Below are 14,511 nucleotides of genomic sequence, written 5' to 3'. Positions count from 1 at the left end.
ATGCGGATGCAGTTTTTGTAATTTTATGTCTGCCGCGTTGCGGCATCCCCGTCTTGTCAGCCCAAGGCTTGCAAAACTGGCACTGGTAAAGCCAGATGAGGGCATGGCCCCGGCCGACCAGCTGCATCTGGCCCGCGCCCGCGGTCACACTCCCACACTCAATCAGTGGCCTAGACCATTCTGCGCAACTTCTGTTGCATCGCCAAACGGCAAGGCCCCCGCCCTGCCCGCCTGCGAAAAAAAACCGGTGCATCAAGGGGCATAGAAAATGCAAGACAAAGATGATCGCGCCGCACCCTAACTCCAAAATCAATAACCAAAGCAGAGCCCTGATGCGGTTGGACATGACAAACCGCGCGGCACGGATGGGCAAGCCGCGGCTCCTGTTCGCGGCTATTTTCCCTTTGCGCGAAGGAAGATCTTTACTTTCAATGCCGCAACTGCAAATTTCAAAGCGCTGCATCGCAGCGAATTGACATGGGCATAAAGTGTCGATTATCAATCCGCTAACGTAATAAAATTGCGCGACACCTTTCACGCGCGCCCCGTACCAAGGAAGCCCGCCATGACCGCCCAATCCGCAGCTGCAGTTCCTGCCCCAGTTCCAGTCAAAGACAAGCCTTGGCTGTTTCGCACCTATGCGGGCCATTCCACGGCATCCGCCTCAAATGCCTTGTATCGTGGCAACCTTGCAAAGGGCCAGACCGGGCTGTCGGTGGCCTTCGACCTGCCGACGCAAACCGGCTATGACAGCGACCACGAACTGGCACGCGGAGAGGTCGGCAAGGTGGGCGTTCCGATATGCCATCTTGGCGATATGCGGGCCCTTTTTGCCGATATTCCGCTTGAACAGATGAACACATCAATGACGATCAACGCCACAGCGCCGTGGCTGTTGGCCCTTTACATTGCCGCCGCTGAAGAACAAGGCGCTGATATTGCTGCACTAAATGGAACTGTGCAGAATGATATCATCAAAGAATACCTGAGCCGCGGCACCTATATCTGCCCGCCGGCGCCCAGCCTGCGCATGATTACCGATGTCGCGGCCTATACCCAAAAAAACCTGCCAAAATGGAACCCGATGAATGTGTGTTCCTATCATCTGCAAGAGGCCGGCGCCACGCCAGAGCAAGAACTGGCCTTCGCCTTGGCAACCGCCTGCGCTGTGCTGGATGATCTGAAGGGCAAAGTACCAGCCAAAGACTTCCCCGACATGGTCGGAAGAATTTCCTTTTTCGTCAATGCAGGCATCCGTTTTGTGACAGAAATGTGCAAAATGCGCGCCTTTGTGGATTTGTGGGATGAGATTTGTCTGGAGCGTTACGGCGTGCAAGACCCGAAATTCCGTCGCTTCCGCTATGGGGTGCAGGTAAACTCACTTGGCCTGACGGAGCAACAGCCGGAAAACAACGTTTACCGGATTCTGATCGAGTCTCTGGCAGTAACCCTGTCGAAAAATGCCCGCGCCCGTGCCGTGCAACTGCCCGCCTGGAACGAGGCGCTTGGCCTGCCGCGCCCATGGGATCAGCAATGGTCACTGCGGATGCAGCAGATTCTGGCCTATGAATCCGATTTGCTGGAATATGACGACCTCTTTGATGGCAACCCTGCGGTTGACCGTAAGGTCAATGCGTTAAAGCAAGGTGCACGTGAGGAGTTGGCGCAGATCGACGCGATGGGGGGCGCCGTGGCCGCGATTGACTATATGAAAGGCCGTCTGGTCGAAGCAAACGCCGAACGCATCGCGCGCATCGAGTCCGGCGAAACGACGGTCGTCGGGGTGAATCGCTGGATTGAAACCACGCCAAGCCCGCTGACTGCTGGTGACGGCGCGATCATGGTTGCCGACCCCGCAGCGGAAGCCGATCAAATTCAACGTTTGACCGCTTGGAAGGCGGCCCGCAATTCGGCGGCCATTGAGGCCGCACTCATCGCGCTGCGCAGCGCCGCGCAGAGTGGCGCCAACATCATGCCCCCGTCTATTATCTGTGCAAAAGCAGGGGTGACAACCGGCGAGTGGGGCGCGACAATCCGCGCCGCCTTTGGCGAATACCGCGCGCCCACGGGCGTTTCTCGCAACCCTTCAAACCGCACCGAGGGGCTGGAGCCGATCCGTGAAGCCGTGCAGGCGGTTTCCGCAAAGCTTGGACGGCAGTTGAAATTTCTGGTTGGAAAACCGGGGCTTGACGGCCATTCAAACGGCGCCGAGCAAATCGCTGCCCGCGCGCGCGATTGCGGCATGGATATTCACTATGAGGGAATCCGCCTGACCCCCTCCGAAATCGTGGATGCGGCGATTGAACAAAAGGCCCATGTGGTCGGCCTGTCAATTCTGTCCGGCTCTCACATGCCGCTGATCACGGAAACGCTGGAGCTGATGCGCGCCAATGGTCTGGCGGATATTCCGCTGGTCGTCGGCGGCATCATCCCCGAAGACGATGCCGCCAAACTGCGCGCGGCGGGTGTTGCCGCCGTTTATACGCCCAAGGATTTTGAGCTGAACCGGATCATGATGGATATCGTGGTGATGGTGGATCAGGCGCCGGTTGCCGCCGAATAATCAGCTAAAGAAAGGGGCGCCACACAACCTGGCGCCCCTTTTCATCTTTGGAAAATTACCTCAGCCAAAGGCTCAGATCTGTCCGTAAAAACCGCCCTCAGGCGTGGATGGCACCATCACCGCAGGCAAGGGCGGCCTCACGCACCGCCTCGCTATAGGTTGGGTGGGCGTGGCAAGTCAGCGCCAAATCCTGTGCCGATGCGCCAAATTCCATCGCGACGCATACCTCATGGATCAAATCACCCGCCATCGGCCCGATGATATGCGCGCCCAAAATCCGGTCGGTTTCCTTATCGGCAAGGATTTTCACAAAACCTTCCGCCTGGAAAATCGCCTTGGCCCGCGCGTTGCCCATAAAGGAGAACTTGCCGACCTTATAGGCGCGCCCCGCCTCTTTCAGCTGCTCTTCGGTCTTGCCGACGCTTGCCACTTCTGGCGTCGTATAGACCACGCCGGGGATCACATCATAATTCACATGGCCCGATTTGCCCGCCAGAATTTCGGCCAGCGCCATGCCCTCATCTTCGGCCTTATGCGCCAGCATCGGGCCAACAATCGCATCACCAATGGCATAGAGCCCCTTGATATTGGTAGCGAAATGGTCGGTTTTGATCTGCCCGCGCTGTTCCATCGCAACGCCCAACGCCTCCAGCCCCAAGCCATCGACATAGGGCTTGCGGCCCGTGGCGACCAGAACGCAATCGGCGTCAAGTGTCGCCTCGGTATCGTTTTTGCGCAGTTTATAGGTGACCTTGGCCTTGCCGCCCTTGGTGGTCACGCCCTGAACGGCGGCCCCCATAATAAACTTCATGCCTTGTTTGCCAAGAATACGCTGAAAGGTCTTGGCCACTTCGGCGTCCATCCCCGGCGTGATCGCGTCCAGATATTCCACAACCGTCACCTCTGACCCCAGCCGCGCATAGACCGAGCCCATTTCAAGCCCGATCACGCCCGCGCCAATCACCACCAGCGCTTTCGGGATCTTGTTCAACACCAGCGCGCCGGTGGAGGTGACAACGGTTTTTTCATCAACCTCAACCCCCGGCAGCGTCGACGGCTCTGACCCGGTGGCGATGACGATATTCTTGGCCTCATGCAGCTCATCGCCGACCTTGACCTGACCTGCCGCGGGGATGGTTGCCCAGCCTTTCAGCCATGTTATCTTGTTCTTTTTGAACAGAAATTCGATGCCCTTGGTGTTGCCGTCAACCACATCCTGCTTATAGGCTTTCATCTGGTCCCAATCGACCGACGGGCTTTTGCCCTTCAGGCCCATTTTGGCAAAATTATGCTCTGCCTCATGCAGGGAATGGGTTGCGTGCAGCAGCGCCTTGGAGGGGATGCAACCGACGTTCAGGCAGGTGCCGCCCAGCGTTTCGCGGCCTTCAACCACGGCCACTTTCAGGCCAAGTTGCGCGCAGCGGATGGCACAAACATAGCCGCCGGGGCCAGCGCCGATGATGATGACGTCAAAACTTGCCATGGGTAGGCTCCTTTTTTGAACTCAGAGCCGGGGGCTGCCTGCCCCCGGAGCCCCGAGGATATTTTTGAACAGATGAATTACACGAGGGCTGCGACGATCATCGCCAGTGTCGCAAAGAAGCCTACGCCCCAAATCGCGGAACGCCAAGGGCGCCAGCCATAGGCATAGGCGGGAATGAACAAGACGCGGGCGGCAAGATAGGTCCAGGCGCAAGCGGCGGTGAAGCCGGTGGATTGGCCGCCAAGCGTGACGACGACCACGGCGATGGTGAACAGGATCAGCCCCTCAAAATGGTTGTTCATCGCGCGCTGCAAGCGCCCTGTGCGGTCCGACAGCGGGCGGCTGGGCGGGCGATCACGCGCCGAGGAGGTGTAGCCGGTGCCAAGCTCGCGGTTTGCCGGAACAGCGAAGAGGATGAACTGGACCGCTTGCAGCAGCGCCGCGAGGGCAAGGGTGGTGAGTTCTGGGGTCACCGGAGAACACGCCAGTTGACCAAACTAATCGTGCATCTAGCTTTCATGATTTCCACCTTTGTCGGCTGCTAAAATTGATTTCAGTTCCTCCACAATGGGACGGCCTGCCAATTTCTCTACTTCCTTTGTTTGAGTGTTTGCTGCTTTGGAGAGCATTAAATCATCTAGGCGAGAGAAATTAAAGCTGTCTCGATTTCTGTAGGCCGTATTAAGAACCGTACCCAGTGCAATCCCATAGCCAAGTGTCGAAAAATCATTTTCGCCAGACTTCTCGATGCGCTCTGCAAGGGCCAAAGCGACAAGAGCCACTTTGTGCGGCCGCTCAGTCTTCCGCCAATCGACATGCTTCTTAGATTGCGCCCAAGTTTCAGAAATCATAGAGTTTGCCATTTGCGATGGATTGCCCTCAAGATTTCCGACCGCTACTTGCATCTTTATCAGATTCTCGAGTGCAGAGGCTGCCTCCGCCTTTCTCAATTGAATTCCTGCACCCCTAAAAATGCCAAACACCGTAACCAACCCTTTCACGTCAAATAGTGGCGGGATTTCCCGCCACCCTCACAAATCCATCAGCAACCGCCGTGGGTCTTCCAGCGCCTCTTTCACGCGCACCAAGAACGTCACAGCCCCTTTGCCGTCCACGATCCGGTGGTCATAGCTTAGCGCCAGATACATCATCGGGCGGATGACGATTTCGCCTTTCACCACGACCGGGCGATCCTGGATTTTATGCATGCCCAAAATCCCCGATTGCGGCGGGTTCAGAATGGGCGAGGACATGAGCGAGCCGTAAACCCCGCCGTTGGAAATGGTAAAGGTGCCGCCCTGCATCTCGGCCATTGACAGCTTGCCATCGCGGGCGCGCAGGCCCTTTTCGGCAATCGCTTTTTCGATCTCGGCAAAGGACATGCTATCCGCGTCACGGATTACAGGCACCACAAGACCCGCAGGCGTGCCTGCCGCAACGCCCATATGGACGTAGTTCTTATAGACTACATCGGTGCCGTCAATCTCGGCGTTCACCTCTGGCACTTCTTTCAGCGCATGGCAGCAAGCCTTTGTAAAGAAAGACATAAAGCCAAGACGGACCTTGTGTTTCTTTTCAAACTCATCCTTGTACTGGTTGCGAAGCGCCATCACCGCAGACATGTCCACCTCATTATAGGTGGTCAGCATTGCGGCGGTGTTCTGGCTTTCTTTCAACCGGCGCGCGATGGTCTGGCGCAGTTTGGTCATCTTCACCCGTTCTTCGCGGCTGGCGTCACTGGCCGTCGCGGGCGCCCGCGGGGCTGCGGGGGCTGGGGCTACGACCGGGGCGGTGGCGGCCTTGGCCACGTCTTCCTTCATCACGCGGCCATCGCGGCCCGAGCCCTGAACCTGATCGCGGCTGAGCCCCGCCTCAGCCATGGCTTTCCTGGCCGAAGGCGCATCTTCGACGTCCTTGGCCTTGATGGTATCTTCGGCTTTGCGCGGCTTCACCTCTTCGGGGCCGGCGTCGATGGGCTTTGGCGCGGCCTCGCCTTCGGCGATTACCGCCAGCTTGGCATTGGCGGAAACGGTTTCGCCTTCGGCGGCGATAATCTCGGTCAACACCCCTGAAACCGGGCTTGGCACCTCAACCGACACCTTGTCGGTTTCCAGCTCGCACAGCATTTCATCTTGTGCAACCGTATCACCCACCTTCTTGAACCAGGTGGAAACAGTGGCTTCGGATACGGATTCGCCAAGGGTCGGCACATTTACATCAGTCATTTTACCCTCTTTCGCGCTGGCCTCGGCCGCGACTATTTTGTCATTGGTTTTCGGGCTAGCAGCCCCGGTATTTTCAGATTGCGCCCCGATCTGGGCCAAGAGCGCGGCAACGCCCACGGTCTGGCCCTCGGCGGCGACAATCTCTATCAGGGTGCCAGCCACCGGGCTTGGCACCTCAACGGTGACTTTGTCGGTTTCCAACTCGCACAGCATTTCATCGACCGCGACCGTATCCCCCAGCTTTTTATACCAGGTGGCAACGGTCGCCTCGGTGACGCTTTCGCCCAGCGTGGGAACCCGTATTTCGGTTGCCATGCGCCCCTAGCCCCCCGTCAGCGCATCAACGATCAGCGCCTCTTGCTCGGCTTTGTGGCGGCTTGCCAAGCCGGTTGCAGGCGAGGCCGAGGCCGCACGCCCCGCATAGCGCGGACGGCTGGATTTGGCTTTGATCCGGCCCAGAACCCATTCGATATTCGGCTCGATAAAGCTCCAATAGCCTTGGTTCTTTGGCTCTTCCTGGCACCAGATAATCTCGGCCTCTTTGAACCGATCCAGTTCTCTGACCATCGACATCGCCGGGAAGGGATAAAACTGTTCCAACCGCAGCAGATAGACGTCATCCAAGCCCTGCTCATCCCGCGCGGCCAGCAGATCAAAATACACCTTGCCGGAACACAGCACGACGCGCTTGATCTTGGCGTCCTCTTTCAGCGTCAGGTCGGAATGGCCCTTTTGCGCATCATCCCACAGCACGCGGTGAAAGGCGGAACCGGTGGTGAAATCATCCGCATTCGAGATGCACATCGGGTGGCGCAGCAAGGATTTCGGCGTCATCAACATCAATGGTTTGCGGAAATTACGATGAAGCTGACGGCGCAGGATGTGGAAATAATTGGCGGGGGTAGAGCAATTCGCCACGATCCAGTTATCATTCGCCGATTGCTGCAAGAAGCGTTCCGGCCGGGCGCTGGAATGTTCCGGCCCCTGCCCCTCATAGCCATGTGGCATCAGGCAGACGAGGCCCGACATCCGCAACCACTTGCTTTCGCCCGAGGAAATGAACTGATCAAACATGATCTGCGCGCCATTGGCAAAATCGCCGAACTGCGCCTCCCACATTGTCAGCGCGTTGGGTTCGGACAGCGAATAGCCATATTCAAAGCCCAACACCGCATATTCCGACAGCATGCTGTCAATCACCTCATACCGCGCCTGACCCGGTTTGATGTGGTTCAGCGGGTAATACCGTTCTTCGGTGCTTTGATCGACAAAGGCCGAATGGCGCTGGCTGAAGGTGCCACGGGTACAATCCTGCCCCGACAGGCGCACCGGAAACCCTTCGGTCACCAGCGAGCCAAAGGCCAGCGCCTCGGCGGTCGCCCAGTCAAAGCCCTTGCCTTCGGCAAACATCTTTTTCTTGGCCTCCAACTGGCGGCCAACGGTTTTATGCAGGTCAAACCCATCCGGCACGCGGGTCAGGCCTGCGCCCACCTCGGCCATGGTCTCAGCCGAGATCGAGGTTTTTCCGGCCTCGTAATCCTCGCCTTCACGCGACAGGTTTTTCCAGCGGCCGTCCAGCCAATCGGCCTTGTTCGGCTTGTAATCCTTGCCCGCATCGAATTCCGTGTTCAGATGCGCCTGGAACGCGGCCTTCATATCCTCGATCTCGCCTTCCGGGATCAACCCGTCCTTGACCAGCCGTTCGGTATAAAGCGACAGCGTGGTCTTGTGCTTTTTGATCTCGGTATACATCGCCGGGTTGGTGAACATCGGCTCATCGCCTTCGTTATGCCCAAAGCGGCGATAGCAGAAGATGTCCAGAACCACATCCTTGTGGAACTTCTGGCGGAACTCGGTTGCCACGCGCGCCGCATGTACCACAGCTTCGGGGTCATCGCCGTTGACGTGGAAAATCGGGGCTTCGACCATCAATGCGATATCGGTGGGATAGGGCGAAGACCGGCTGAATGACGGCGCGGTGGTAAAGCCGATCTGGTTGTTCACCACGATATGAATGGTGCCGCCGGTGCGATGCCCGCGCAGCCCCGACAGGCCAAAACACTCTGCCACAACGCCCTGACCCGCAAAGGCCGCGTCACCATGCAGCAAGATCGGCAGAACCTTTTCACGGTTCGGGTCGTTCAACTGGTCTTGCTTGGCCCGCACCTTGCCCAGAACCACCGGGTTCACCGCCTCCAGGTGGCTTGGGTTGGCGGTCAGCGACAGGTGAACAACATTGCCATCAAAATCGCGATCCGAAGAGGCGCCAAGGTGGTATTTCACATCACCCGAACCATCCACGTCTTCGGGCTTGAAACTGCCGCCCTGAAATTCGTTGAAAATCGCGCGATACGGCTTTTGCATCACATTGGCCAGCACGCTCAGCCGGCCCCGGTGCGGCATGCCGATCACAACATCCTGCACCCCCAGCGCGCCGCCGCGCTTGATGATCTGCTCCATCGCCGGAATCAGGCTTTCGCCGCCATCAAGCCCAAAGCGCTTTGTCCCCATGTATTTCACATGCAGGAATTTCTCAAACCCCTCGGCCTCGACCAGCTTGTTCAAAATGGCTTTGCGGCCTTCACGGGTAAAGGCGATTTCCTTGCCGTAGCCCTCAATCCGCTCTTTCAGCCAGGCTGCCTGCTCGGCATCTGAAATATGCATATATTGCAGCGCGAATGTGCCGCAATAGGTTCGCCTGACAATATCAATGATCTGCCGCATCGAGGCCATTTGCAGGCCCAACACATTGTCGATGAAGATCGGACGATCCATGTCTTGATCGGTGAAACCGTAGGATTTCGGGTCAAGTTCCGGGTGGTTGGTCTCATCACGCATGTTCAGCGGGTCAAGATCGGCGGCCAGATGCCCCCGGATACGGTAGGCGCGGATGATCATCAAGGCACGGATGCTATCCAATACCGCGCGTTGCACCTGCACATCCGACAGCGACACCCCGGCCTCGGCCGCTTTGGCGACAATCTTGTCTCCGGCCGCCTTGCCCTCTTTCGATGGCATCACCGGCCATTCGCCAGTCAGCGCAGCCGTCAGATCATCGGTCGGCATCGGTGGCCAATCGGCCCGTGCCCAGCTTGGACCCGCCGCAGCGGCCCCCACCACCTGGGCCGACTCGTTCAGCCCTGCAAAGAACGCGGCCCAGCTTGCATCGACCGACGCAGGATTCGCCGCATGTTTTGCCGCCATCTGGTCGATGTATTCGGCATTGGCGCCATCAAGGAAATCTTGCGCGCGAAACTGAGAGTTAGGGGAGTGTTCGGTCATTGCTGGACCTCATCTAAGGTTGGGGCCGGATCTAGGCAGGGAAAACCCCCACCGCTCCTGAATGGGTGAAAAGACGGAGTTTCCCCCGCCCTTGTTTTTTTACGCCTTGATCGCAGCCATAACGGCCTCACCCAGATGGGCAGGGCTTTCGGCAACGACAATACCGGCCGCCTTCATCGCTTCGATCTTGCTTTCCGCGTCGCCCTTGCCACCGGCAACAATCGCGCCGGCATGGCCCATACGGCGGCCGGGGGGGGCAGTACGCCCCGCGATAAAGCCGGCAGTCGGTTTCCAACGGCCCGCTTTACGCTCATCCGCCAAAAACTGCGCCGCTTCTTCTTCGGCGCTGCCGCCAATCTCGCCGATCATGATGATCGACTGGGTTTCGGGGTCGGCCAGGAACATTTCCAGGATGTCGATATGTTCAGACCCTTTGATCGGGTCGCCGCCAATACCTACCGCCGAGGATTGGCCAAGGCCAAGATCTGTGGTCTGCTTCACCGCTTCATAGGTCAGCGTACCAGAGCGCGACACAACACCAACCGAGCCGCGGCGATGAATATGGCCCGGCATGATGCCGATCTTGCACTCGCCCGGGGTGATGACGCCGGGGCAGTTTGGCCCGATCAGACGGCTTTTTGTGCCTTCCAGCGCGCGCTTGACCCGCATCATGTCCAGCACCGGGATACCTTCGGTGATGCAAACGATCAGCTCCATCTCGGCGTCGATCGCCTCAAGGATGCTGTCAGCGGCAAAGGGTGGCGGTACATAAATCACCGACGCATTGGCCTGCGTGGCAGCCCGCGCCTCATGCACGGAATTATACACGGGCAGGTCCAGATGCGTGGTGCCGCCCTTGCCGGGGGTCACGCCGCCGACCATCTTCGTCCCGTAAGCAATTGCTTGTTCGGAATGGAATGTCCCTTGGCTTCCCGTAAAGCCCTGACAGATAACGCGGGTATTGTTGTTGACGAGTACGGCCATTCGGGCCTCCTTATGCAGTCATGTAAGCACCAAGCGGTGCCGATTATCAGTAGGCAGGGCGGGCGTTTCCGGGACAGGTGATATAAATATCCTCACCACCGACCTTGCCGCTGCGCGCCCAATCGGATTGCTGGTTGCAAACAGCCTCTGGGTTGCCATCGCTGCCGGTTTGCCCATGGACCACCGGGCCTCCGCAGGCTGCAAGCATCAATGAAGCCAATGATCCAATTACAATTTTCTTCATTCCCCACCCATTCATCACTGTTGACGTTATCCGCAGGCCTTTGGCCGTTTTGCGGGCTTATCATTTGGCCATGGGCCCGCCGGCTTTTTGTGGCGCGCGGGGGTCACCCCTTGACCGCCTTTACAATCTTTTGCGCGCCGTCTTTCAGGTTTTCGGCGGCGATCACATTCAGGCCGGAATTGTTGATGATGGCCTTGCCCTCTTCAACATTGGTGCCTTCCAGACGCACGACCAGCGGCACCTTCAGCCCGACTTCCTTGACCGCAGCCACCACACCTTCGGCAATCACATCGCAGCGCATGATACCGCCGAAGATGTTGACAAGGATCCCCTTCACATTCGGGTCCGAGGTGATGATCTTGAACGCCTCGGTCACCTTCTCGCGCGTGGCCCCACCGCCAACATCCAAAAAGTTCGCAGGCTCGGCGCCGTAAAGCTTGATGATATCCATCGTCGCCATCGCAAGGCCCGCACCATTGACCATGCAGCCAATCTCACCCTCTAGTGCGATATAGTTCAGATCGAACTTGGAGGCCGCCAATTCCTTTGGGTCTTCCTCGGTTTCATCGCGCAGGCTGGCAATATCGGGGTGGCGATACATCGCGTTACCGTCAAAGCTCATCTTGGCATCGAGGCATTTCAGGTTGCCATCGGGCGTCACGATCAAGGGGTTGATCTCCAGCATCTCCATATCCTTCTCGATGAAGGCTTTATACAAGATCTTGATCAGGCCCACGCATTGTTTTACCTGCCCGCCGGTCAGACCCAGCGCAAAGGCAACGCGGCGGCCATGGAAATCGGACAGACCCGAGGCAGGATCGACCGAAAAGGACACGATCTTTTCGGGTGTATTGGCTGCGACCTCCTCAATATCCATCCCGCCCTCGGTCGAGGCGACAAAGGAGACGCGGCTGGACTGACGATCCACCAACAGCGCAAGGTACAATTCGCGCGCGATGTCAGAGCCATCTTCGATATAAATCCGGTTCACCTGCTTGCCAGCCGGCCCGGTCTGATGTGTGACAAGGGTACGGCCCAGCATTTGCTTGGCCATCTCGGCCGCCTCACCTACTGATTTCGCCAGCCGCACACCGCCCTTTTCCCCGGCCTGCGCCTCTTTGAAATGGCCCTTGCCGCGGCCGCCAGCGTGAATTTGGGCCTTGACCACCCAAAGCGGGCCATCCATTTCGCCCGCTGCCGTCTTCGCCTCTTCCGCACGCAGGACAACGCGACCATCGGACACAGGCGCCCCATAACTGCGCAACAGGGCTTTGGCTTGGTATTCGTGAATGTTCATCGACTGTCCCATCGGTAAGGAATTTGCCCTGTAATGCCATAGAAACAGGCAATTTCAAATGGCATTTCTTGAAAAATCACCTTTTGAGGAATAATTCTGACATTTGTGATCACACCCTTCAAGGCTGTGATCACAAAGCTGTCGGCCTTAAAACTTCGTTATGATTCGATAGGTCAAAACCGGCGCGGTTTCGCTACTCCGCGCTTGGATTCCCCCCGGAATTTATGTCCCTAAGCCAATCCGCAGCCCCCCCGGCCCGGCTATAGCTGACCAAAACCGCGTCAATCCCGGCGCCGCGCGTTGCGGCAAAGCCCTTGGCCAAAGCATCCAAAATCCAGGGCCTCGGATTGCCAAACGCGCCCCCCCCAATAAAGGTCAGAAACAGTGGTTTACCGGGCGCATTCTGCGCAGCAACCCGAAAACACGCCTCATAGCTTGCCTCCAACACAAGCCGCGCAAAGCCCTGCCACGCAGCTGCGGGCAGACCGGAATAGGCTATCGGCAGCGCGCTGCAATAGGCTTGTGTCACCAGATGCCCGGCGCCTTTCAGCGTGACCTCCGTTTCGGCCTGTACCCCGATGCGCAACAGCCCTTTCAGCGCCTCACGCTCTGCCGTGCCCAGCGCGTCAATCTTGGCACAAACCTTGGCCAAACCCGTTGCCGTAGGCAGTGCATAGCCATTTTTCATTCGCCACAACCGCCCCGCGTCATTGCCCAAGGCAGCACCCAGTCCGGCCAGACAATCCACCTGCGCCAGCGCGGATTGGCCCTGCTGTTTGCCCATCGGCATCAGATAATTGCGATACAGCGTTCCCGCGCCGCAGGCCATTGCGCAGGCCGGGCCCTGAGTGCGATCATAGGCATAGCCCGCAATCCCATCCTCGGGCCCCACATCCGGTCCGGGCATTTCCAGCAAATTGAATTGCGAGGCCACCTGAAATACCGCCCCCGCATGCGCCGGGTCGGCATGCAGCGCCCGCACATCCCCCACCACCTCACGCAACTGGCTTTCACCCCGCCCAGAAGTCTCCACAGGCAGCGCCCGCAGTTCGGCAAGGCTCGGCAGTGTCAACCGCCCGGCCCGCATGCGCCGCCCATTGGCGGCCGAGGTGAGCCAGTCGCCCTCTACCGAAACAGCGCCCCGCACCGCTACCGGATCATCCCGCGTCAATCCTGTCAGGTCTTGAAACCACATCTTTTGCTCCATTTCGGGCAAGAGTGGCAAAAGCCGGCCCGCCGCACAATGGTAAAGGGGGGCAATCGAAAAGGCGCGCAATGAAAAAGGGGCACCCCAACGGATGCCCCCATGGTTCTGGCGTCAAAGGCGGATCAGGCCAGTGACGGGTCAATCTCTTTGCAGGCGGCCACAAGGCCCTTTACGGCATCAACCGACTTGTCGAACATCGCCTGCTCTGCCGGGTTCATCTTGATATTGGCAATCCGCTCAATTCCGCCAGCGCCGATGATGGTCGGTACGCCAACATACATGCCCTTCACGCCCAGCTCACCATCGCAATAGGCCGCGCAAGGCAGCAAACGCTTTTGGTCCTTCAGATAGGCTTCGGCCATTTCAATGGCAGAGGTCGCCGGTGCATAAAATGCCGAACCGGTTTTCAGCAGGCCAACGATTTCAGCGCCACCGTCGCGGGTGCGCTGGATGATCGCATCCAGCTTGTCTTGCGTGGTCCAGCCCATTTCGACCAGATCAGGCAGCGGGATGCCGCCAACGGTCGAATAGCGCGCCAGAGGCACCATGGTGTCGCCGTGGCCGCCCAACACAAACGCGGTCACATCGCGCATGGAACAGTTGAATTCCACCGACAGGAAATGGCGGAAACGGGCGCTATCCAATACGCCAGCCATGCCCACAACCTTGTTATGCGGCAGGCCCGAAAACTCGCGCAGCGCCCATACCATCGCGTCAAGCGGGTTGGTGATGCAGATCACAAACGCATTCGGCGCATGTTTGGCAATGCCTTCACCGACGGATTTCATCACCTTCAGGTTGATGCCCAGCAGGTCATCGCGGCTCATCCCCGGTTTGCGGGCAACGCCTGCGGTCACGATGCAGACATCGGCGCCTGCGATATCGGCATAGTCATTGGCGCCTTTCATCACGGCGTCAAAGCCCTCGGACGGGCCCGATTGCGCGATATCCAGCGCTTTGCCTTGGGGGGTGCCTTCGGCAATATCGAACAGGACGATATCGCCCAGTTCCTTGATCGCGGCGAGATGGGCGAGCGTTCCGCCAATCTGCCCCGCGCCGATAAGTGCAATCTTGGGTCTGGCCATGATTTCAATCTCCGGGTCGGGTTGTTTGATGGGGGATGCCTAGACCCTTGGCGGGAATTGCGCAAGGGCGCTGCGATGCGGCATAGCCACCCGCCCTGTTCGAGACAGGATGTTTGCGCTAAAGCGGCAAGAAAGCTGCCA

At 58.4% G+C, this 14,511-nt stretch carries 11 protein-coding genes; 1 reads left to right on the top strand and 10 read right to left on the bottom strand.

Annotated features, from left to right (window positions below; translation table 11 throughout):
• The first annotated feature begins 565 nt into the window (after positions 1-565).
• Positions 566-2,563, top strand: coding sequence for a protein meaA (locus VDP61_RS03600; RefSeq protein ID WP_323005584.1), 1,998 nt, complete (start codon positions 566-568; stop codon positions 2,561-2,563).
• Positions 2,564-2,660: 97 nt separating this feature from the next.
• Here VDP61_RS03600 and lpdA read toward each other — a convergent pair whose 3' ends face one another.
• The 10 genes from lpdA to mdh form a co-directional block, all read right to left on the bottom strand.
• Positions 2,661-4,046, bottom strand: a complete 1,386-nt coding sequence (gene lpdA / locus VDP61_RS03595) for a dihydrolipoyl dehydrogenase (protein WP_323005583.1) — start codon at positions 4,044-4,046, stop codon at positions 2,661-2,663.
• Positions 4,047-4,123: 77 nt separating this feature from the next.
• On the bottom strand, positions 4,124-4,519 hold the full coding sequence (locus VDP61_RS03590) for an MAPEG family protein (RefSeq protein WP_323005582.1): 396 nt from the start codon (positions 4,517-4,519) through the stop codon (positions 4,124-4,126).
• A 36-nt stretch (positions 4,520-4,555) separates the two neighbouring features.
• Positions 4,556-5,029: a hypothetical protein gene (locus VDP61_RS03585; RefSeq protein WP_323005581.1), complete on the bottom strand. Its 474-nt coding sequence runs from the start codon at positions 5,027-5,029 to the stop codon at positions 4,556-4,558.
• Between the two features lie 48 nt (positions 5,030-5,077).
• Positions 5,078-6,586, bottom strand: coding sequence for a 2-oxoglutarate dehydrogenase complex dihydrolipoyllysine-residue succinyltransferase (odhB, locus tag VDP61_RS03580; RefSeq protein WP_323005580.1), 1,509 nt, complete (start codon positions 6,584-6,586; stop codon positions 5,078-5,080).
• Between the two features lie 6 nt (positions 6,587-6,592).
• Positions 6,593-9,553 (bottom strand): 2-oxoglutarate dehydrogenase E1 component, encoded by a 2,961-nt coding sequence (locus tag VDP61_RS03575; protein WP_323005579.1) that lies wholly within the window; start codon positions 9,551-9,553, stop codon positions 6,593-6,595.
• A gap of 99 nt (positions 9,554-9,652) precedes the next feature.
• Entirely contained in the window at positions 9,653-10,537 is an 885-nt protein-coding gene (gene sucD / locus VDP61_RS03570) for a succinate--CoA ligase subunit alpha (RefSeq protein WP_323005578.1), read from the bottom strand.
• Positions 10,538-10,583: 46 nt separating this feature from the next.
• A complete protein-coding gene (locus VDP61_RS03565; protein ID WP_323005577.1) occupies positions 10,584-10,781 on the bottom strand; it encodes a hypothetical protein in 198 nt (65 codons plus the stop codon).
• 103 nt (positions 10,782-10,884) lie between these two features.
• Positions 10,885-12,078, bottom strand: a complete 1,194-nt coding sequence (gene sucC, locus VDP61_RS03560) for an ADP-forming succinate--CoA ligase subunit beta (RefSeq protein ID WP_323005576.1) — start codon at positions 12,076-12,078, stop codon at positions 10,885-10,887.
• Between the two features lie 193 nt (positions 12,079-12,271).
• A complete protein-coding gene (locus VDP61_RS03555) occupies positions 12,272-13,273 on the bottom strand; it encodes a hypothetical protein (protein WP_323005575.1) in 1,002 nt (333 codons plus the stop codon).
• A 134-nt stretch (positions 13,274-13,407) separates the two neighbouring features.
• Positions 13,408-14,370 (bottom strand): malate dehydrogenase, encoded by a 963-nt coding sequence (mdh, locus tag VDP61_RS03550; RefSeq protein ID WP_323005574.1) that lies wholly within the window; start codon positions 14,368-14,370, stop codon positions 13,408-13,410.
• Positions 14,371-14,511: the final 141 nt, after the last annotated feature.

The organism is Pseudorhodobacter sp. (assembly GCF_034675685.1).
GTDB lineage: Bacteria > Pseudomonadota > Alphaproteobacteria > Rhodobacterales > Rhodobacteraceae > Pseudorhodobacter.
This window is presented reverse-complemented; position numbering and strand designations above follow the sequence as displayed.

Coding starts and splice junctions, on each gene's coding strand:
- VDP61_RS03575 (WP_323005579.1), bottom strand. CDS start 9,553: ATGACCGAACACTCCCCTAACTCTCAGTTTCGCGCGCAAGATTTCCTT.
- VDP61_RS03555 (WP_323005575.1), bottom strand. CDS start 13,273: ATGTGGTTTCAAGACCTGACAGGATTGACGCGGGATGATCCGGTAGCG.
- lpdA (WP_323005583.1), bottom strand. CDS start 4,046: ATGGCAAGTTTTGACGTCATCATCATCGGCGCTGGCCCCGGCGGCTAT.
- sucC (WP_323005576.1), bottom strand. CDS start 12,078: ATGAACATTCACGAATACCAAGCCAAAGCCCTGTTGCGCAGTTATGGG.
- VDP61_RS03600 (WP_323005584.1), top strand. CDS start 566: ATGACCGCCCAATCCGCAGCTGCAGTTCCTGCCCCAGTTCCAGTCAAA.
- sucD (WP_323005578.1), bottom strand. CDS start 10,537: ATGGCCGTACTCGTCAACAACAATACCCGCGTTATCTGTCAGGGCTTT.
- odhB (WP_323005580.1), bottom strand. CDS start 6,586: ATGGCAACCGAAATACGGGTTCCCACGCTGGGCGAAAGCGTCACCGAG.
- VDP61_RS03565 (WP_323005577.1), bottom strand. CDS start 10,781: ATGAAGAAAATTGTAATTGGATCATTGGCTTCATTGATGCTTGCAGCC.
- mdh (WP_323005574.1), bottom strand. CDS start 14,370: ATGGCCAGACCCAAGATTGCACTTATCGGCGCGGGGCAGATTGGCGGA.